Source organism: Pareuzebyella sediminis, from assembly GCF_008367235.1.
In the GTDB taxonomy this organism is placed as follows: domain Bacteria; phylum Bacteroidota; class Bacteroidia; order Flavobacteriales; family Flavobacteriaceae; genus Pareuzebyella; species Pareuzebyella sediminis.
This window is the reverse complement of sequence record NZ_VTZS01000003.1, coordinates 740,256-758,773: the sequence shown is the minus strand read 5'-3', so window position 1 is coordinate 758,773 and position 18,518 is coordinate 740,256. Positions and strand designations below refer to the sequence as shown.

Here is an 18,518-nt window from a genome sequence, read left to right as displayed (position 1 = left end):
TTATGGATAATATTTACTTGATAATGATCATCGCCCTCGCCGTTTTGGCCGTTGCAGACCTTGTAGTGGGCGTAAGTAACGATGCGGTAAACTTTTTGAATTCCGCCGTGGGTTCTAAAGCGATTTCTTTTAAGACCATCATGATTGTGGCCAGCGCCGGAATTGCATTGGGAGCTATCTTTTCAAGTGGTATGATGGAGGTCGCACGAAAGGGAATTTTTAATCCTGGTGAATTCTATTTCAATGAGATTATGTTCATTTTCATGGCCGTAATGATTACCGATATACTCTTGCTCGACTTTTTTAATACATTGGGTATGCCGACCTCAACAACTGTTTCGATCGTCTTTGAATTATTGGGTGCATCGGTGGCCATGGCTTTGATTAAAATTGGTGCGGACAACGGAAATTTTACCGATGTTTTCAATTACATCAATAATTCAAAAGCAACGGAAATCATCTTGGGCATTTTACTTTCGGTCGTAGTGGCCTTTTCTATTGGCGCGCTTGTACAATGGGTTTCCCGTTTACTGCTTACCTTCAATTTTGAAAAAAAAGCAAAATGGATGGGCGCCCTCTTCGGTGGTGTTGCCCTATCTGCCATGACGTACTTCATTTTGTTAAAAGGAATCAAGGGAACGGCATTCGCAGAGCAAAGCTTCGATATCATCGGAAATGTTACCATCAAAGATTTTCTGGAATCCCGATGGTTAAGCGTGGTGACTACGAACTTCTTGTTATGGTCAATCGTCTCTTTTCTTTTAATGACCTTTTTCAAGACCAACATTTATAAACTGATCATTGGGGTAGGTACTTTTGCCCTCGCCTTGGCATTTGCCGGCAATGATCTGGTCAATTTTATAGGTGTGCCTATTGCAGCATGGCAGTCTTATCAGGCATGGCTCGCCTCTGGTGTTGAAGCCACCGAATTCAGTATGGACGTGCTGGCATCGAAAGTGCCGACCCAAACATTTCTTCTCTTCATTTCCGGCGTAATAATGGTGACCACCTTGTGGTTATCAAAAAAAGCAAGGTATGTTGCCGACACCGAGATAAACTTGGCTCGGGAAGGCGAGGCAAGGGAGCGTTTTCAACCTAATTTTTTATCCCGTGGTATTGTAAGACTGGCCATAAGCCTATCACAGGTCACAACATCATTGTTACCAGATTCACTAAATCAAAGGTTGACGTCCCGATTTAAGAAACCTGTTATTGCTTTGGCAAGAGAAAAAACCTATGAAGGTCCGGCTTTTGACATGGTGCGTGCCGCCGTTAACCTTATGGTTGCCGGTATTTTAATTTCTATCGCAACTTCATATAAGCTACCTCTATCGACCACCTATGTCACCTTCATGGTGGCCATGGGCACTTCTTTGGCCGACAGGGCATGGGGCGCTGAAAGCGCCGTATACCGAGTTGCAGGCGTATTGAACGTTATCGGCGGGTGGTTTGGTACGGCAATCATTGCGTTCATAGCTGCCGGCACGATTTTAGCGATTATTAGTTTCGGGAAAGGGGCCGCCATCGCAGTACTCTTATTTGCAGCAATTCTAATATTGGCACGCAACTATATTTCATATAACAAAAAATCGAAGGAAATTCGGGCAGAAGACAGCCTGCGAAAGGCAGAGAGTAGTTCGATTCAGGGCGTCATAGAAGAGAGTGCCCATAACATTTCGAATGTCTTGAAACGCAGTAAAAAAATATATACGAATTCTATTAATGGTTTGGCCAAGCACGACTTAGATCAATTGAAGAAAAATAAGAAACAAGGTTCCAAGCTTTCGGCCGAAATCGATGAACTACGCGATCATATTTTCTACTTTATTAAGAACCTCGATGAGGCTAGTGTCGGTGCCAGTAATTTTTATATCAACACTTTGGGTCACCTGACCGATATTGCCCAATCTTTAGAATATATCGGTAAAGTCAGCCATAAGCATGTACACAACAATCATAAAAAACTGAAATACAACCAGATCAAGGAACTCAAGGAGATTAACCAGAAGCTAGAAGAAATATTTGACAATACCCGGCAAGCTTTTGATGATCGTTCTTTCGAACAAATTGGAAATGCACTTGAACGAAAACAAGAACTATTCGATTTGGTTTCGCAGAAAATTGAAAAACAGGTGGCACGGACGCGTACTGAAGAATCGAGTCCAAAAAATACCACTTTGTACTTCTCTCTTCTTCTTGAAACCAAAGACTTGATGAAGGCAATCATCGATCTTCTCGAGATGTATTATAAAGAACATGATGATAGCATTATTCCAGCTAGAATTGAAGACCTAGGTTGAGTTCGTGCTATCAGATAAAATTCCTCTTCATTTTGCCCAAGCAGCCTCTATTTGACCCTTTTTATACGTTGCAGGCATTTCGTCGGATTCATTTCACAAATGGTCGATTTTTTGTAAAATAGTTGATTCTAAGAAAAGTCGAATCGGTCAAAATCGTATCTTGTTCCGAGAGACACTATTAAATGGCATCTATTGCACATGAAAATCAAAAATTAATCGTCGAGCAGCAATGGGCTATCGGCAAATTTTCATTTTACACGAATGTCGTAGTGAGCGAACTTGCTGAAGGTATCCATGCAACCAAGGATAAGCTTGAGGAACCGATTCAATACGCTCAACAGATTTACAATAGTAAAACCCCCGTTATCTATATTTCGCACCGTCTCAATTCGTACTCCTTCGACCCAGTGGCATACGGTGAAATTGTCGCTATGTTTCCTAACCTTATTGGGTTCGCTATCGTTTCCACCAACAGATACAGAAGGATGCTTGCCTCCTTGGAAAAGCTCTTTATAAAAAGGCCGATTTCAGTATTTTACGATTTGGAGGAAGCTTTCATTTGGGCGGAAAAACTCATTGGTACGCATATTCCTACGTCGCCCTTACGCTAGGCTAGGTAGGCCAGAATAAGCTCTTACATCACTCTTCAATTCAATTTTATACCATCTTGAAAACAAAAATCTCCCGGAATCCGTTGAAATTCCGTTAAGTAAGTCGTATCTTTTACGATGTATTTTCTTACGTTGTTTTATGGATTTCGACAAGACATTAATCAAAAAACACGAATTAGAGGTAGGCACGTTCCATTTTTTTAAAAACTATATGGTTGCCGAAGTGAAGGAAGGAATCGCATTTTCCATCGAAAATGCGACCGAAATGTTGCAGCTGGCGAAAGAATATTATGGAAATACAACGCCTTTCGTCTACATTACCAATCGTATTAACTCCTACTCGTTCAATCCAACCCATCATTTCAAAACCGTGGCCATGTTTCCCAACTTGGTAGGATATGCCACTGTCACATATGACAGTATCAACCATGAAATTGCCAAGATGGAAGAAGCCTTCATGCTGAGGCCGGCCAGAAACTTCACGACTCTCGAGCAAGCAATTGAGTGGGCAAAAGAATTAATACCTAAAGACTAACCGCAAAAGTTACCGATAGAAGTTCATCTCGTCCATATATTTCCAAACACTGTCCGTTAGCATTGTTCGTATATTCTTTCCCTTTTTATGTGCTTTCCGAATAAAAGTCGACGATATCTCCATAATGGGTGCCTCCACCTCATGAATTTTGGGGTGCCCATTAAATTGATGTGCTACTTTACCCTCAGATATTCTAGGGTAAACGTATATATCGTGATTTTCCAAAATAACCTCATGGTTTTTCCATTTATGGAAGCTTTTAAGATTGTCGGCCCCCATAATCAGGCAAAAATCGTAGTCTTTACCATATTTTTCACCAAGATGAACCAAGGTATTTATCGTATAGTTAGGTTGAGGTAGATCGAACTCGATGTTACAGGGCTTCAATTTCGGAAAATCTTTTGTAGCCTCAAAAACCATTTGATATCGATGGTTATCCTTGAGCAGGGTGCTTTTTTTCTTAAAAGGACTCTGAGGTGTTACTACGAACCAAACTTCGTCTAAACTTGAGAACTCGACCATGTAATTCGCAATAACCATATGGCCGATATGTATCGGATTAAAAGTTCCAAAATAAAGTCCGACTTTTTTCACCTGCTTATATACCGTCTAATCTAATTTTTTAGTCTCCGAGTTTTCACTAGAATTAGGAGCTGCAATAAATTCGGAAACAAGGTTGTAAGACTCCTTTAAGGCCACCTCGAGATCATAGTTCTTGATAATTTTGTCAAATTGGGGTGCCGTAGCCAACTCTACAGAAGCCTTTGCGATACGCATATTAATTTTATCCTCACTTTCCGTACTGCGCTTTTTCAGTCGTATTTTTAACTCATCTATGCTCGGTGGCTTTACAAAGACCGCCAAGGTTTCCTTTGGAAATTTTCGCTTGATACGTAGGCCCCCTGCCACATCAATGTCGAAGATTACATTTTTACCCTCGCCCCATAAGCGCTCAATTTCGCTCTTAAGGGTGCCATAAAAATTATCGCGGTACACCTCTTCCCATTCTAAAAAATCTCCATTCTTAATATGGTTCTTAAACTCGGAAATCGACATGAAATAATAATGCTTTCCATGTTGTTCCTTGGCTCGCCGTGGCCGTGAGGTTGCGGACACCGAAAATGCCAAATTCAGCTCAGATTGTCTCAATAGATGCTGCACAATAGTAGTTTTGCCGCTTCCTGACGGTGCAGAAAAGATGATAAGTTTACCGCCCTTCATAATAATTGGTTTCAAGCTGTTTGCGTGCTCAAAGAACGTTGAGCATTTGTTCTTTTATTTTTTCGAGTTCATCTTTCATCTGCACTACCAACTGCTGCATAGGGGCATAATTGGCCTTAGAACCGATCGTATTAATTTCACGACCGATTTCTTGGGAAATAAACCCGAGCTTTTTACCATTGGAATCATCCGATTTCAACGTATTTATAAAGTAAGTCAAATGGTTCGCCAAACGCACTTTTTCTTCCGTAATATCATACTTTTCAAGGTAGTAAATCAATTCTTGTTCGAAACGATTCGCATCGACTTCGGCCTTTATCTCCGAAACGGCCCGTTCAAGACGCTCACGTACATCAGTCTGGCGGGCAGGATCCATTTTTTCGACCTGCTCCAAAAGACCCTGTAAATTTGTAATCCTTTTTGTAAAATCTTGTTCTAAAGCACGTCCTTCCTCAGAACGAAAATCATTGATTTCATTTAACGCTTGACCAAGGGCCTGTTGAATCGAATTATATTCATCTTCGTCAATTTCTTCTCGTTCGGTTTGAAGAGCGTCGGGCATTCGCAATGCCATTTCAAGTAATCGTAAATCATCACCATCGGCAATTGACCTTAACTGCTTCATATAGCTCTTTATGGCCATTTGATTGACTTCTGCTGAGGTTTCGTCTCCAGTGTACTCTACATAAAGTCCAAAATCGACTTTACCCCTATTTAGAGATGTGGCGATGGTCTTTCTAAGTTCAAGTTCTTTCTCTCGATAGGCCGATGGCATACGTGCATTTAAATCGAGGCTTTTACTATTGAGCGATTTGAGCTCAACGGTAATTTTTTTAGTTGGAAGTTGTATGACATGCTTACCAAAACCGGTCATTGATTGAATCATCGCTTATTAGAATTTCGGCAAAGGTACTTAAAAATGGTAGTTCGTTTTGAATCTTCTACTTAGGGCTACCCTTTATAACCAAAGTGTACATGGACATAGACGAAAAAAGTTCTTAGAGTTCCCGCAACCAGATGTTGCGATAACTTACACGACTATCGTCTCCATGATCCTGCAACCTAATGGGCCCCTTGCCATGCGCATCGTTCTTGGGCCATCCGATATACTCCGTAGTTCCTTTTATTTCGGTATTGTCCTGAATGAGTACGCCATTGTGAATGACCGTAACGGTACCCGATTTAGTCTTTCCCCCTTGGGCGTTGAACTTTGGTGCATGGTAGATAATATCATAGGTGTTCCATTCGCCAGTGGGCACTGAGGCAAATGCTAAAGGTGTACGTTGTTTGTAAATCGAACCCACCTGTCCATTGACATAGGTCGGATTGTTATTCTGATCTAAAACTTGCACTTCATAAAGTCCATTCAAAAATATCCCACTGTTTCCCCTATGTTGGGAATCGCTTTGTACCGGCAATGGTGAACGCCATTCAATATGTAATTGTATGTCTCCAAAATGCTGCTTGGTCTGAATGTCCCCAGATTTATCCTTTACCGTCATTACCCCTCCATAAAGGTGCCAAGGGGCAGCTTGGAGAGTGTCTTGTGAAGAAACCCAATTCTCAAGGCTACTACCATCAAATAAAACAACAGCATCGCTTGGCGGTTCACCGTTGACCCCTGGCGTAACTTTTGGCACCTTTGGTTCATAAAATTCCGTGGCTTCCGGTTTGGTAGGTTCCTTTCCTGAAAACTCTTCATGAACAATAACACCATTCTTTAATCTACCGACTGCTTCTTCATCGATCCTTTCCTGTGCATAAAAAAACATAGTTGAGCACAAAAAAAGACAGCTATACACTATTTTCATATCTAAAATTTATTGGATTAGGGGTAAAGCCTTCCGAACCATCCGAGTCGGATTGGCTGTTGAACAGGGTTGAGACCTAATCCGGTTCAGCATTCTAATTATTAAGTTCTTTAATTTTTATATCTCGAAAAGAGACCCTATTGCCATGATCTTGAAGTCCGATTTTACCGGTGGAGTATTTTCCAAATTCTTCCCAATCCGCAAACTTAGATTCCGAAACCATTTCATTCCAAGCTTCGTTTGCCAAGGGGAAGGAGACAATGTCTACCCCGTTCAATTCAACGCTACCTTGCTTCTTTTGATGGTCAACGGTGATAATCATCGTATTCCATTCGCCAACGTCATTGGTTACATCTTTTGAAGGTGCGACCATATCGTACAGCGATCCGGCCTGATGGGTCGTTCCGTTTTTGGCATCGGGATGTTTTTCATTATCCAATACTTGAATCTCTGGGCCCGTATGATATGGTTTTTTCAATTCAAGAGCTTCGTTAATCCCCCAAAAAACACCGCTGTTGCCTGCCTCGGAAATTTTCCAGTCTAAAGACAGTATAAAATCGGTAAACTCCCTTTCGCTAACCAAATCGAAGATTTCACCCTCTTTACGTTCTTCTGGAGGATAAAATACCATAGCCCCGTCTTCAATTTTCCAATGGTCAGGGACCCCTTCTTTCAAATACCCTTTCCAACCCTCAAAAGAAGAGCCATCAAAAAGTACTTCCCATTCGTCTTCAGTAGAATTTTCCATTTGGGCATTGGGTTCCGTTTCTATTTGTCCTTCTTTATCTTTGGTCTTTTCTTTGCACCCTAAGGTCATAAATACTATGAGGGCAATCCCGATAAAATTTTTCATTGTCATGTTTTTGCTTTGAGTATATTTTATTCCACAAACCGATTAGAGTCGATTGTTTTCGGCATCGTTAGACACCTAGTATTTTTTTCAAAACTTCTTTATCTATTTCTGCGCCCGCAAAATCATCAAAGGTCTTCTCGGTAGCCTCAATAATGTGGTCTTGAATAAAGATGGCACCTTCCCTTGCACCTTGTTCCGGGCTTTTAATACAACACTCCCATTCCATAACTGCCCATACATCGCAACCGTATTGAGTCAATTTAGAAAAAATCGTTTTGAAATCGATCTGGCCGTCGCCCAATGAACGGTATCTTCCGGCACGATCGCCCCAATCATTGTATCCGCCAAAAGCTCCTTTTTTGCCCGTGGGGTTGAATTCGGAGTCCTTCACGTGAAAAGACTTTATGAATTCGTGATAGTGGTCGATATAAGTAACATAATCCAATTGTTGCAATACGAAATGGCTGGGGTCATATAGAATATTTACTCTTTTGTGGTTTCCTGTGGCCTGTAAAAAGCGCTCAAAGGTATCGCCGTCGTGAAGGTCTTCGCCAGGGTGAATCTCATAACACACATCGACACCTTCTTCATCGAAATGGTTCAGGATTGGCATCCACCTCTTGGCCAATTCCTCAAATCCCATTTCGACCAATCCAGCGGGACGTTGTGGCCATGGATGCCACGTATGCCATAATAATGCTCCTGAGAAGGTCGCATGCGCGTTCAGCCCCAATCTTCTACTTGCGGTCGCGGCCTTTTTCACCACATCGATAGCCCACTCGGTACGGGCCTTGGGGTTGTTCTTCACTTTATCGGGAGCAAAATTATCGAACATCAAGTCGTAGGCCGGATTCACGGCCACCAATTGCCCCTGAAGGTGCGTGGAGAGCTCCGTAATCTCCAATCCATATGAATTGATTTTTCCCTTAAGCTCATCACAGTAGTCTTGGCTTGCGGCTGCTTTGTCGATATCGATCAGAAAGGACTCCCAAGTGGGTATTTGAATTCCTTTGTAGCCTAAATCAGCGGCCCATTTACACATGCCGTCCAAGGTATTGAACGGTGCTTCGCTATCTACGAACTGTGCTAAAAAAACGGCCGGTCCCTTAATTGTCTTCATTTCTTATTTTGATTTTTATAATCGGGTCCATTTCAAATACTATTGAATTTGAGAATAAACCCTATATTTAGTTAGTAAAAATTTATTGCTTTTCAAATCCGTTCGAGAAGCTATAAATATAGGAAATCCATAAAGATAATAACAACTAATTATAGTATTGAATCGGCAAGGCTTAAGGTCATTTGATATCGAACAAGGCGAGACTATAGTCTTTAATTTCAAATCTTGGGATGTCGTACCATTGACCGAAATAATAACCGTTATTCTAGAAAATAACCTATTGGCCAACAAACCACCGTATATTGCTATAATTATTTTGGGTAAGACAAATTGCCCATTAATTCAAACCAGTGCGAAATATGGAAAATGCCTCAGCCCGTAACTTATGGGGAGATTATTTAGACCAACATTTAGAACATGCCTTTGTCGAAGCTCCTGAGGTGGTACACTTTTGCAACAATGAGCAAGATGCAGATGAATGTGCTTCCCTAGTCAAGCGAGGCATTAAGAGAGCCACGTCGCATTCTTTGTTAGGCCTTCAATATCGAAACGAGCAGCTCCCCAAAATTGGCGATTTTATGGTCATTACCAATTGGGCTGGCGAGGCACAATGTTTGGTACGCACTACCGCCGTTCGGCTCAAACCTTTTTTCAGTATCGATGAGGCCTATGCCCGGCTCGAAGGCGAAGGCGATAAAAGTCTGGATTATTGGAAAAAAGTCCACTGGGATTATTATACCGAAGAACTCGCACCTTTTGGCCGTGTACCTCGAGAAAGTATGATTATTGTTTGTCAGGAATTTGAGAAAGTTTTTGAGCGGTAGGTCTATTGAAAACCTATTTTGATCCTAAAATAATCACTCCGCAGTCTTATACTACAAATCCCTAAGAAATTGTTTCCTTAGGGATTTAGGAGTACTTTATGAATCAATAAAAATTGTTTATTTTTCTAAATCTACCCAAGTATTGCCCGCCTTATGTGATTCAACGGTAGCTTCGATAAAATTCATTCCTCGAACTCCATCGGTCATCGTTGGAAATTCACCATCATTATATTTTCTGCCTCGAATAGCTCTTGCAGCACCTAAGTAAATATTTGCCATCGAATCAAAAATTCCTTCAGGATGCCCTGGAGGTAATTTTGTGCCATCAAGAGAGAGTTTACTGTTATACGCATGGCCTGGTTTATAAATCTGGGTTGGCTTGGTGTCGCTCAACATATATAGGAAATTCGGATTCTCTTGTTCCCATCTGAAGCCTGCCTTCTCCCCGTAAATGGAAATGGCCAATCCGTTTTCTTCACCGGTAGCCACTTGGCTACTACGAATGACCCCTTTTACATGATCGCTCATACGAATGAGTACCGTGCCATCAACGTCCATTTTGTTGTCTTTATAGAGGTAGTTGAAATCACTTAAAATAGACTTTACTTTTAAACCGGTCGTATACTCTACCATATTAAATGCATGTACCCCTATATCACCGATGCATGAACTTATCCCAGCTTTTTTTGGATCCAATCGCCATACGGTAGAACGCTTTTTCTTGTCGTGAATAATCTCATTGATCCAGCCTTGATAATACACCGCATCGACTTTGTGAATTTTCCCCAAGGCTCCCTTTTTTATCATTTCCCTCATCTGGCGTACCATAGGGTAGCCGGTATACGTATGCGTTAGGGCAAATACAGTACCCGCCTTTTTATGTGCCTTTTGCAGTATTTTGGCCTCTTCCAATGTCGTTGTCATCGGCTTTTCACAAATCACGTGAAACCCGTTTTCCAATAATTTCAAGGCCATAGGAAAATGGAGAAAATTAGGGGTGAGCACAGAACAAACTTGAATACGTTTGTTGGCGGGCAATTTCATCTCTTCCTCTATCATAGTGTCGAAATCGCGATAGATGCGATCTGTGGGCACATCTATTTCTTTGGCGAACGCTATGTTATCGTCAAAATTGGGATTAAAGCAACCCCCGACGATTTGATAATTGTCATTGATATGTGATGCTACGCGATGAAGAACCCCAATCAAGGAATCACCACCTCCGCCTAAAATTCCTAATCTAATTTTTTTTGGCATTTGTAATTTTAATTTAATTAATAGTTGTTTTTATGGTAAAAGTATTTTTAGAAAATAGAACTATCTTTTGTAATGCACATAATCCGTAATCAAAGGTTCAATCCCATGGGTCCTAAAATCCATAGCTAGTTGACCTCTGTGATAGGTTGAGTGGTTGATGATATGAAAGATTATATCTTGTACCGTATTAGTATATTGTTGCCCTTTTGAATCATCATAATCAACACGACGGTCAAAATCCTCGATGGAGCTGGTAATTTCAAAAGAGCTTCTTTGGTTCTCGTAATGTATATCGCCCCAATCTTTCACATCGTGCAATTGAAAAACCTTATATTCCGGTTGCTGCTTCCATATTCTGGCATTCCAGATATGGTGGGCGTTGAGCATATGGCAAAATAGTCTATGGCTTTTCTCAGGCACCACATCTAATGCGGTACAGACTTCGATTATCTTCTTGTTGCAATAGAAGTTGTAGTCAAATAGTTGGTCGAAAAAAACTTTCACAGGTTATTGATATAAATTCTTACCGTCTCAAGTAAAAACGCTTAACTTAACTTTTTTGCAGCTTCGAGCATCAAATCCTTCGTTGCCATTATACCTGCTTCTTCACTTAACTCACTCCCCTCGTACTCTACGCCGATATACCCATTATATCCATGATCTTTGACAATTTGTAACATCTTCACATAATCGATTTCCGTTTCATTGCCTTGGGCGTCAAAATTATGCGATTTAGCGCTCACGGCTTTCGCATACGGCATCAACTCTTCAACCCCTTTATAGATATCGTACATTTCATCACATTCCCAACTGTCTTCCTTCCTTTTGATGCAGAAATTACCAAAATCTGGAAGCGTGCCACAATTATCCATGTCCACGGCTTTCATTACGTCGGCATGCAGGGCCGCGTTGGAAGAAAGCCCCCCGTGATTTTCAACAAGCACATTAATATTCTTGTCTTTGGCATACGTACAAAGCTTGGTCAATCCATCAATGGAGTTCCGTTTCCATGCCTCAGGATCATTACTACCGTTCAAATTGACACGTATAGCGTGACAACCCATTGCTGCTGCGGCATCGACCCATATTTTGTGTTTATCAACTGTTTCATTTCTTTCATTCTCATCGTCGACAGCCAGATTTCCCTGCCCATCTATCATAATGAGTACATTTTCTAAACCGTATTTTTTGGCCTCGGCGTTCGATTTTTCAACAAAAGCGGCCATGGCCTCTTCAGAGTATCCAGCATCCTTTAACTCGGGATCGTATAACTGACTTACATATTCCAACCCAGTAAAACCCCAATTCTTGGCTTTTTCAGCAAACGTATAAGGGTCCACGCCATCTTCACGAATCATTTTATGAATAGACCACTGGGCCAAGGATAATTTAAAAAAAGGTTCTACATCGTTTGAAGTCATCTCAGAACCGGACATTTCTTCGCCTTCTTTCTTTTTTGTTTCCTTACAAGCATATATGCCCAATAAGGAAAGGCCAATACCAGCTTGAGAACTATTTCTAATAAAGCTTCTTCGTTTCATTTATATGGATTATAGTTTATTGAATTTTAATGATTTGGATTCAAATCTGCCCAGAACATGCGGACTTACTAAGATGTATAGCGATTAAATGTAGAAAATTAATTTTATATTTTATAAATTTATAGACTAAACAATTTCGTAAATGAGCAAGTTTTATTACAACGAAGAGCAATCTTCCTATGATGCCATAGTAGTCGGTTCTGGAATCAGCGGAGGTTGGGCAGCTAAAGAGCTTTGCGAAAACGGCCTTAAGACCTTAGTTCTTGAACGTGGCCGTATGGTGAAGCATATTGAAGACTATGTTACGGCCAATAAGGATCCCTGGGATTTCCCGAACGCCGGGGTGGCTACTAAGGAAATCATTGAAAAGCAGCCCAAACAAAACCGAACAGGATATACTACCAGTCAAGCTAGCCACATGTGGTTTGTTAACGATTTGGAACATCCCTACAATGAGATCAAACGTTTTGATTGGATGCGAGGCTATCACGTTGGCGGTCGCTCTTTACAATGGGGCAGACAAAGCTACCGTTGGAGCGATATCGACTTTACCGCCAATCAACGCGAAGGCATTGCCGTAGATTGGCCGGTTCGTTATAAAGATATTGCACCATGGTACGAAAAAGTAGAAACGTTTATCGGTGTAAGTGGAGAGGCATTAAATCTTCCACAATTGCCGGATAGCAACTTTCTTCCCATGATGGAACTAAACTGCGTTGAGCAGCATGTAAGGGAAAAAGTGGCCGAAAATTTTGACGGTAGGGTAATAACCGCAGGACGTACCGCCCATATCACCGGAGATAAACAATTTGAAGGAAGGACCAAATGCCAGTTTCGGAACAGATGTATCAGGGGTTGCCCTTTTGGAGGCTACTTTAGCAGCCTCTCATCAACCCTGCCGGCCGCAGAGCGTACGGGAAATTTGACGTTGCGTCCAGATTCTATCGTTTCCGAGGTGATGTACGACCCTGATACCAAAAAGGCTACCGGGGTGAAGGTAATTGATCGTGTCACCAAAGAGCCCCATGAATTCAAGGCCAAGGTCATTTTCCTCTGTGCCTCAGCGATTGCGTCCTCATCCATTTTAATGCAATCAAAATCCGATCGGTTCCCCAATGGTATGGGTAACGAGTCCGATCAATTGGGAAGGAATATCATGGATCATCATCTAGGGGTCGGCGCTTCCGGAAAAATGGAAGGTTACGAAGATAAATATTACAAAGGAAGGAAGCCTAGTGGAGTTTATATTCCCAGGTTCAGGAACTTAGGTGGAAGTTCAGACAGAAAAGACTATAAACGCGGCTTTGGCTATCAAGGAGGAGCAAGTAGGGGTAATTGGGAAGAGCTCATTGCAGAAACGGCCTATGGAAAAGACCTGAAGGAAACGATATTGAAACCTGGAGGTTGGACCTTCGGAATCGGCGGTTTTGGTGAAGTCTTGCCTTATGAAGACAATCGATTTACTCTAGACTATGATAAATTGGACGATTGGGGGCTACCCACCGTCACATTTGATGCCGAATTCAAAGAAAACGAATGGAACATGCGTAAAGATATGCAAGAGTCCGCTATCGATATGCTGGAAAAAGCGGGACTATACGACGTAAAAGGTTACGATCGGCCTGGAGCTTTAGGTCTCGGTATTCACGAAATGGGTACTGCACGTATGGGACGAAACAGAAAGACCTCCGTTCTTAACGGCAACAACCAATTACATGACGTACCTAACGTTTACGTTACCGACGGCTCTTTCATGACCTCGGCAAGCTGCGTCAACCCTTCATTGACATATATGGCGTTTACGGCAAGGGCCGCTAATCATGCCGTCAAAGAACTTAAAAATGGCAATATATAATGAATAGAAGAAAAGCACTCAAAAATATGGGGATGGCCCTAGGCTACACAGTAGCCACGCCCACCCTAATTAGCATTGCCCAAAGTTGTAAAAAGGAGACCGCTCTGGAATGGACCCCTGATTTCTTTTCAAAAGATGAAGGTGCGGCACTCACCAAATTGGTAGATATCATCATTCCTAAGACCGATACTCCAGCTGCTTCAGCAACGCAGGTACATCTCTTTATCGATCGGTTCGCCGATCAGGTGATGGAAACGGATCAACAAGATTTTTTGAAAATGTCTATGGACCGTTTTCTTGAAAAAGCCCTGAATGATTCCGGAAAGGAGAAGGCGGGCGAACTTACCATGGAAGAACTCGAACCCGTTTTAGCCACCTCCCTTAAAATTACAAAAGAAGACCAGGCAAAATATTTTGATTCCATAACGCAATACCATGAGGCTGTCGCCGAAGGTAAAGAACCTCAGTTAGAAGAAGGTGTCTCGAGATTTGCATTTGCCAACAACTTAAGAGGCCTAACCATTCTAGGGTATAAAACCTCGGAGTATGTAGGTGAAAAAGTTCTAGCGTATCTTCCGGTGCCCGGTGAGTATATTCCCTGTGCCGACGCCCAAGAGTTGACAGGAGGGAAGGCTTGGTCACTATAGTCTCATGAAAGACAATAAAATCAAGAAGAGCTAGAAACTTGAAATGTTAAGGATAAAATGGTTGATTCCACCTCAACTACTTTTAAGGTTTTTAGCTCTTTTTTATGAAGTCAACCTATAATTAAATAGCATAATCAGATTTATATCTTAAAAACCGAACCAGAACCTATGAAACGAAGAAACTTTATCCAAAAAACGGCTTTAACCAGTGGAGCCTTATCCTTGTCAAGTGGCCTATCATACGCAAATCTAACCAACCCGACGGCAAAGGCGCCGCACCATTTCAACCTGAAGTATGCCCCTCATTTAGGTATGTTCAAAGAACTAGCAGGTGATGACCCCATAGACCAAATAAATTTTATGGCGGATCAAGGATTTACCGCCTTCGAAGATAATGGTATGATGGGTCGCGATATAGCCCTCCAAACCAAGATGGGCGAAACCTTGGCCAAACGAGGCATGACCATGGGTGTTTTTGTAGTCGATAAGGGAGGCAATATGGCCAATACCCTTGCAGCTGGAAAACAAGAGTATCTAGACATTTTTCTAGATGGTTGTAAACGGGCCGTTGAAGTAGCCAAGCGTGTGAATGCCAAATGGATGACCGTAGTGCCTGGTGGATTCGAAAGAAACCTACCTATCGGGGTACAGGACGGGAATGTCATCGAAGCTCTAAAAAGGGGTGCCGAAATCTTCGAACCCCACGGCTTGGTAATGGTGCTTGAGCCACTATCAGATTCGCCAGACTTGTATTTACAGAATTCCGACCAGACATATATGATCTGCAAGGGAGTAGATAGCCCGTCCTGTAAAATTTTGTTCGATATCTACCATATGCAAAAAACAGAGGGGCACCTTATCCATAATATGGATCTTACATGGGATGAAATCGGCTATATCCAAATAGGGGATAACCCAGGCCGTAAAGAGCCGACGACAGGCGAAATTAACTATAAGAACGTATTTAAATGGATTTACGAAAAGGGCTTTGAAGGCGTTCTGGGTATGGAACATGGCAATTCAAAGCAAGGGAAAGCTGGTGAGCAAGCGGTAATCGACGCCTACATTCAAGAAGATTCCTTTTTATAGTTCGCCTTTCTACAAAATCATGAAATCAAGAATCGATTTCATTTAGAAATTGGGCAATTGCTTTATTATATTGTTCAGCGTTATCGCGCATGGTCGAATGCCCGGCTTCTTTTATCACCTCAAATCTTGAGTCGGGCACCAAACCTTTGAACCGGGATACCGTGGAAGGACGGGCCTCGTCAAATTCCCCTGTCAAGAATAGTACAGGCAGCTTTATTTCAGCTAAATTTTTTACCCGATCAAAGTTTTTTAAAGTGCCGGTTGCCATAAATTCACTGGGGCCCCACATGTACTTATAAATGACCTTATTAGGCGACACATCGACCGTATCTAGAAAATGCTTTTTGTCACCCTTTCGAAGGCCAAATTTGCTCCAATATATCGAGTCGGCATATTTATAGTCGGACGTATCAAAATCGCGGTTTTTTTCGGCTATTGAAATGATATTTTGAATGGAGTCGGGTAATGATCGTATTAGGGTGTCTGCATCTGCCTCCCATAAAGAGGTACTTAACAGAGGGCTGCTGAAAATAATTCCTTCAATGCCATCTGGATGGGCCAAATAATATTCCATGGCCAATGCCGATCCCCAAGAATGGCCCAGAACAAAATATTCTTCTAAATCGAGCGCTTCCTTCAATTTAGCGACCTGACTCACAAAATTCGGAATGGTCATCAAAGTCGTATCTGTATGATAGGTTGACCTACCGCTTCCTAATTGGTCGAAAAGAATAATAGGGCGTTCTTCACTTAAGGGCTCAAGCTGATAAAAATACTGACTCGTACTTCCAGGCCCTCCGTGAAGCAGCATTATCGGTTTTTTATTCCCCTCTCCCAATATCCCATACCAAATCTCACCCCCTTTAACCGCTACATATCCCTCCGAAGGTGTCCATCGGGGCTTCTCCTTACAACTGAAAAAAAAGAAAAGTAGGAACAGCCCAAAGATGAAAAAAGATAGCTTTAAAGAAACTGTCAACCTTTGTGTTTTGCTCATACAGGTATCTCTGGAGTATTTAAGCGCGCTATGGAAGCGTTGATTTCATCTTGTGATAATTCATGCCTTACAATTTTTCCTTCGAAATAGTCATCATATGCCTTCATATCAAAGTTACCATGCCCGCAGAGATTAAAAAGTATGGTTTTCGAAATCCCCTCCTGTTTGCACTTGTTCGCTTCGGCAATAACGGTTGCAATTCCGTGGGTCGCCTCTGGTGCGGGAATGATACCTTCTGTCTTGGCAAAAAGTACGCCTGCTTCAAAAACCTCAACATTGTCATGGGCAACTGCCTCGATCAATTTATCTTTTAGCAATTGGCTCACGATAACCCCAGCCCCATGGTACCGTAATCCCCCAGCATGAATAGGGGCAGGAACAAAATCATGCCCCAAAGTATACATGGGTAGCAAAGGTGTCATCCCGCCCGTATCTCCAAAATCATAACGAAACACTCCACGGGTCAATTTTGGGCACGAAGTAGGTTCACTAGCAATGCAGCGAATAGCAGCACCCTTTTCTAGGTTCAACCGTAAAAAGGGAAATGCCAAGCCGGCAAAATTGGAGCCTCCACCAAAAGGTGCTATTACAATATCTGGCATATCACCGGCCTTTTCCATCTGCTTGATGGCTTCTTGACCAATAACGGTCTGATGCAACTTAACATGGTTTAAAACACTGCCCAAGGCGTATTTGGTATCATCTCGTTGAGCTGCCATTTCTACAGCCTCGGAAATGGCTATTCCCAAAGAACCGGGACTATCAGGATTCTCCGCCAAAATCTTCCTTCCTGCCTCGGTCAGATTGGTGGGCGAAGCGAAAACATTTGCGCCCCAGGCGTTCATCATCGATTTTCTATAGGGTTTATGATGATATGATAACTTGACCATATATACATCACATTCAATGTCAAAATGCTGACAGGCAAAACTTAATGCGCTACCCCATTGACCTGCACCGGTCTCGGTAGTAATACGCTTTACGCCTTCTTTTTTATTGTAGTAAGCTTGCGGAACCGCTGTATTCGGCTTATGGGAGCCCGAGGGGCTAACCCCTTCGTACTTATAGTAAATTTTAGCGGGCGTATCCAACGCCTTTTCCAAGCCATAAGCCCTATAAAGTGGTGTTGGCCTCCATAATGAGTATATCTCTCGTACCTCATCAGGAATGGCAATCCATTTATCGGTACTCACCTCCTGTTCAATAAGGGCCATGGGGAACAAAGGAGCCAATGCATCCGGGCCAATGGGCTGTAATGTGCCTGGGTGCAAGGGCGGCAAGGGTTTGTTGGGCATATCTGCTACGATGTTATACCAATGTTCCGGAATTTCTTTGTCTTCAAGAGTAAATTTTCTTTGCTTCATTATTGGTGCTTTTTTCTATGAACTAAATATAATAAAAGTGTTCGGTAAATTTTATCTTCCAATCAACCATACTACTAGCTTTCATAGCCATAAGTCTTTTGATTACCGCTTTGCCGCAGATTTTCAAATGATACGATATACGTAAAGGGCTTAATAATCATTATTATGTCATTGTCAACCAATGGGTCGGGTCTATATAGTGTCTTTTCTTCTATTCTTTGATTCTTCTTTGTTCAAAGTTGCTCTTGCCCTCTACTCCAAATAAGATTGGCCAAGAACTAAAAGCTGTGCAATACCTTACGAACAACCCTTACCACTGCTTCGGTCTGATCTATTCTTTAGAATATTAGATAAAAAACCGATTATCAACCGTTCACTATAATCTATCCGTCCGTTATACCATGTATATGTTTAAAAAACAAGTATTTATGAAGTAATGGACAATGCGGCAATCTTCTTATTGATTTACGTCTTGGCCTATTTTTTCGCAATA

Annotated in this window: 18 protein-coding genes; 7 read left to right on the top strand and 11 right to left on the bottom strand. The window is 41.9% G+C overall.

Features of this window, described 5'->3' with window-relative positions; translation table 11 throughout:
* Window positions 1-2 precede the first annotated feature (2 nt).
* The 3 genes from F2B13_RS13810 (at window position 3) to F2B13_RS13800 (ending at window position 3,446) form a co-directional block, all read left to right on the top strand.
* Window positions 3-2,300 carry an inorganic phosphate transporter gene (locus F2B13_RS13810; protein WP_149274071.1) on the top strand — a complete coding sequence of 766 codons (2,298 nt, stop codon included), beginning with the start codon at window positions 3-5 and terminating at the stop codon, window positions 2,298-2,300.
* A 182-nt stretch (window positions 2,301-2,482) separates the two neighbouring features.
* A complete protein-coding gene (locus F2B13_RS13805) occupies window positions 2,483-2,911 on the top strand; it encodes a hypothetical protein (protein WP_149304437.1) in 429 nt (142 codons plus the stop codon).
* A 139-nt stretch (window positions 2,912-3,050) separates the two neighbouring features.
* Window positions 3,051-3,446 (top strand): hypothetical protein, encoded by a 396-nt coding sequence (locus F2B13_RS13800; RefSeq protein WP_149274066.1) that lies wholly within the window; start codon window positions 3,051-3,053, stop codon window positions 3,444-3,446.
* A 9-nt stretch (window positions 3,447-3,455) separates the two neighbouring features.
* Here F2B13_RS13800 and nadD read toward each other — a convergent pair whose 3' ends face one another.
* From nadD to F2B13_RS13770, 6 genes are all read right to left on the bottom strand, one after another.
* On the bottom strand, window positions 3,456-4,040 hold the full coding sequence (gene nadD / locus F2B13_RS13795) for a nicotinate (nicotinamide) nucleotide adenylyltransferase (protein ID WP_149274064.1): 585 nt from the start codon (window positions 4,038-4,040) through the stop codon (window positions 3,456-3,458).
* A gap of 15 nt (window positions 4,041-4,055) precedes the next feature.
* Window positions 4,056-4,667, bottom strand: a complete 612-nt coding sequence (gene gmk, locus F2B13_RS13790; protein WP_149274062.1) for a guanylate kinase — start codon at window positions 4,665-4,667, stop codon at window positions 4,056-4,058.
* A gap of 28 nt (window positions 4,668-4,695) precedes the next feature.
* Complete coding sequence (locus F2B13_RS13785) at window positions 4,696-5,553, bottom strand: YicC/YloC family endoribonuclease (RefSeq protein ID WP_149274060.1); 858 nt, start codon at window positions 5,551-5,553, stop codon at window positions 4,696-4,698.
* A 112-nt stretch (window positions 5,554-5,665) separates the two neighbouring features.
* On the bottom strand, window positions 5,666-6,478 hold the full coding sequence (locus tag F2B13_RS13780; RefSeq protein ID WP_394348972.1) for a 3-keto-disaccharide hydrolase: 813 nt from the start codon (window positions 6,476-6,478) through the stop codon (window positions 5,666-5,668).
* Window positions 6,479-6,572: 94 nt separating this feature from the next.
* Complete coding sequence (locus F2B13_RS13775; RefSeq protein WP_149304436.1) at window positions 6,573-7,331, bottom strand: 3-keto-disaccharide hydrolase; 759 nt, start codon at window positions 7,329-7,331, stop codon at window positions 6,573-6,575.
* 67 nt (window positions 7,332-7,398) lie between these two features.
* On the bottom strand, window positions 7,399-8,451 hold the full coding sequence (locus tag F2B13_RS13770) for a sugar phosphate isomerase/epimerase family protein (protein WP_149274056.1): 1,053 nt from the start codon (window positions 8,449-8,451) through the stop codon (window positions 7,399-7,401).
* 359 nt (window positions 8,452-8,810) lie between these two features.
* Here F2B13_RS13770 and F2B13_RS13765 point away from each other — a divergent pair, with 359 nt between their 5' ends.
* Entirely contained in the window at window positions 8,811-9,275 is a 465-nt protein-coding gene (locus F2B13_RS13765; protein WP_149274053.1) for an ASCH domain-containing protein, read from the top strand.
* 117 nt (window positions 9,276-9,392) lie between these two features.
* Here the strand turns inward: F2B13_RS13765 and F2B13_RS13760 are convergent, their stop codons facing one another.
* Genes F2B13_RS13760 through F2B13_RS13750 form a run of 3 tightly spaced genes read right to left on the bottom strand, consistent with a single transcriptional unit; the run spans window position 9,393 to window position 12,073 of the window.
* Window positions 9,393-10,532, bottom strand: a complete 1,140-nt coding sequence (locus F2B13_RS13760) for a Gfo/Idh/MocA family protein (RefSeq protein WP_149274051.1) — start codon at window positions 10,530-10,532, stop codon at window positions 9,393-9,395.
* Window positions 10,533-10,592: 60 nt separating this feature from the next.
* Complete coding sequence (locus tag F2B13_RS13755; RefSeq protein ID WP_149274048.1) at window positions 10,593-11,036, bottom strand: DinB family protein; 444 nt, start codon at window positions 11,034-11,036, stop codon at window positions 10,593-10,595.
* Window positions 11,037-11,077: 41 nt separating this feature from the next.
* Window positions 11,078-12,073: a sugar phosphate isomerase/epimerase family protein gene (locus F2B13_RS13750; RefSeq protein ID WP_149304435.1), complete on the bottom strand. Its 996-nt coding sequence runs from the start codon at window positions 12,071-12,073 to the stop codon at window positions 11,078-11,080.
* A 142-nt stretch (window positions 12,074-12,215) separates the two neighbouring features.
* On the opposite strand from F2B13_RS13750, the gene F2B13_RS13745 reads away from it, so the two are divergent.
* From F2B13_RS13745 to F2B13_RS13735, 3 genes are all read left to right on the top strand, one after another.
* Window positions 12,216-13,928 carry a GMC oxidoreductase gene (locus F2B13_RS13745; RefSeq protein ID WP_149274044.1) on the top strand — a complete coding sequence of 571 codons (1,713 nt, stop codon included), beginning with the start codon at window positions 12,216-12,218 and terminating at the stop codon, window positions 13,926-13,928.
* Window positions 13,928-14,575 carry a gluconate 2-dehydrogenase subunit 3 family protein gene (locus F2B13_RS13740; protein WP_149274041.1) on the top strand — a complete coding sequence of 216 codons (648 nt, stop codon included), beginning with the start codon at window positions 13,928-13,930 and terminating at the stop codon, window positions 14,573-14,575. Before F2B13_RS13745 ends, F2B13_RS13740 begins: the two co-directional genes overlap by 1 nt.
* Before the next feature lie 168 nt (window positions 14,576-14,743).
* A complete protein-coding gene (locus F2B13_RS13735) occupies window positions 14,744-15,664 on the top strand; it encodes a hydroxypyruvate isomerase family protein (RefSeq protein ID WP_149274039.1) in 921 nt (306 codons plus the stop codon).
* Window positions 15,665-15,689: 25 nt separating this feature from the next.
* On the opposite strand, the gene F2B13_RS13730 is transcribed toward F2B13_RS13735, so the two are convergent.
* The gene (locus F2B13_RS13730; RefSeq protein ID WP_149274037.1) at window positions 15,690-16,661 is read right to left on the bottom strand and encodes a proline iminopeptidase-family hydrolase; all 972 of its coding nucleotides are present in this window, start codon (window positions 16,659-16,661) and stop codon (window positions 15,690-15,692) included.
* A complete protein-coding gene (locus F2B13_RS13725; RefSeq protein WP_149304434.1) occupies window positions 16,658-18,025 on the bottom strand; it encodes a TrpB-like pyridoxal phosphate-dependent enzyme in 1,368 nt (455 codons plus the stop codon). The genes F2B13_RS13730 and F2B13_RS13725 overlap by 4 nt, the downstream gene beginning before the upstream one ends.
* Window positions 18,026-18,518 lie beyond the last annotated feature (493 nt).

What these genes read in the sequence shown, in the direction of transcription:
- F2B13_RS13810 (WP_149274071.1), top strand. Translation starts at nt 3, where the DNA reads ATGGATAATATTTACTTGATAATGATCATCGCCCTCGCCGTTTTGGCC.
- F2B13_RS13805 (WP_149304437.1), top strand. Translation starts at nt 2,483, where the DNA reads ATGGCATCTATTGCACATGAAAATCAAAAATTAATCGTCGAGCAGCAA.
- F2B13_RS13800 (WP_149274066.1), top strand. Translation starts at nt 3,051, where the DNA reads ATGGATTTCGACAAGACATTAATCAAAAAACACGAATTAGAGGTAGGC.
- gmk (WP_149274062.1), bottom strand. Translation starts at nt 4,667, where the DNA reads ATGAAGGGCGGTAAACTTATCATCTTTTCTGCACCGTCAGGAAGCGGC.
- F2B13_RS13785 (WP_149274060.1), bottom strand. Translation starts at nt 5,553, where the DNA reads ATGATTCAATCAATGACCGGTTTTGGTAAGCATGTCATACAACTTCCA.
- F2B13_RS13780 (WP_394348972.1), bottom strand. Translation starts at nt 6,478, where the DNA reads ATGAAAATAGTGTATAGCTGTCTTTTTTTGTGCTCAACTATGTTTTTT.
- F2B13_RS13775 (WP_149304436.1), bottom strand. Translation starts at nt 7,331, where the DNA reads ATGAAAAATTTTATCGGGATTGCCCTCATAGTATTTATGACCTTAGGG.
- F2B13_RS13770 (WP_149274056.1), bottom strand. Translation starts at nt 8,451, where the DNA reads ATGAAGACAATTAAGGGACCGGCCGTTTTTTTAGCACAGTTCGTAGAT.
- F2B13_RS13765 (WP_149274053.1), top strand. Translation starts at nt 8,811, where the DNA reads ATGGAAAATGCCTCAGCCCGTAACTTATGGGGAGATTATTTAGACCAA.
- F2B13_RS13760 (WP_149274051.1), bottom strand. Translation starts at nt 10,532, where the DNA reads ATGCCAAAAAAAATTAGATTAGGAATTTTAGGCGGAGGTGGTGATTCC.
- F2B13_RS13750 (WP_149304435.1), bottom strand. Translation starts at nt 12,073, where the DNA reads ATGAAACGAAGAAGCTTTATTAGAAATAGTTCTCAAGCTGGTATTGGC.
- F2B13_RS13745 (WP_149274044.1), top strand. Translation starts at nt 12,216, where the DNA reads ATGAGCAAGTTTTATTACAACGAAGAGCAATCTTCCTATGATGCCATA.
- F2B13_RS13740 (WP_149274041.1), top strand. Translation starts at nt 13,928, where the DNA reads ATGAATAGAAGAAAAGCACTCAAAAATATGGGGATGGCCCTAGGCTAC.
- F2B13_RS13735 (WP_149274039.1), top strand. Translation starts at nt 14,744, where the DNA reads ATGAAACGAAGAAACTTTATCCAAAAAACGGCTTTAACCAGTGGAGCC.
- F2B13_RS13730 (WP_149274037.1), bottom strand. Translation starts at nt 16,661, where the DNA reads ATGAGCAAAACACAAAGGTTGACAGTTTCTTTAAAGCTATCTTTTTTC.
- F2B13_RS13725 (WP_149304434.1), bottom strand. Translation starts at nt 18,025, where the DNA reads ATGAAGCAAAGAAAATTTACTCTTGAAGACAAAGAAATTCCGGAACAT.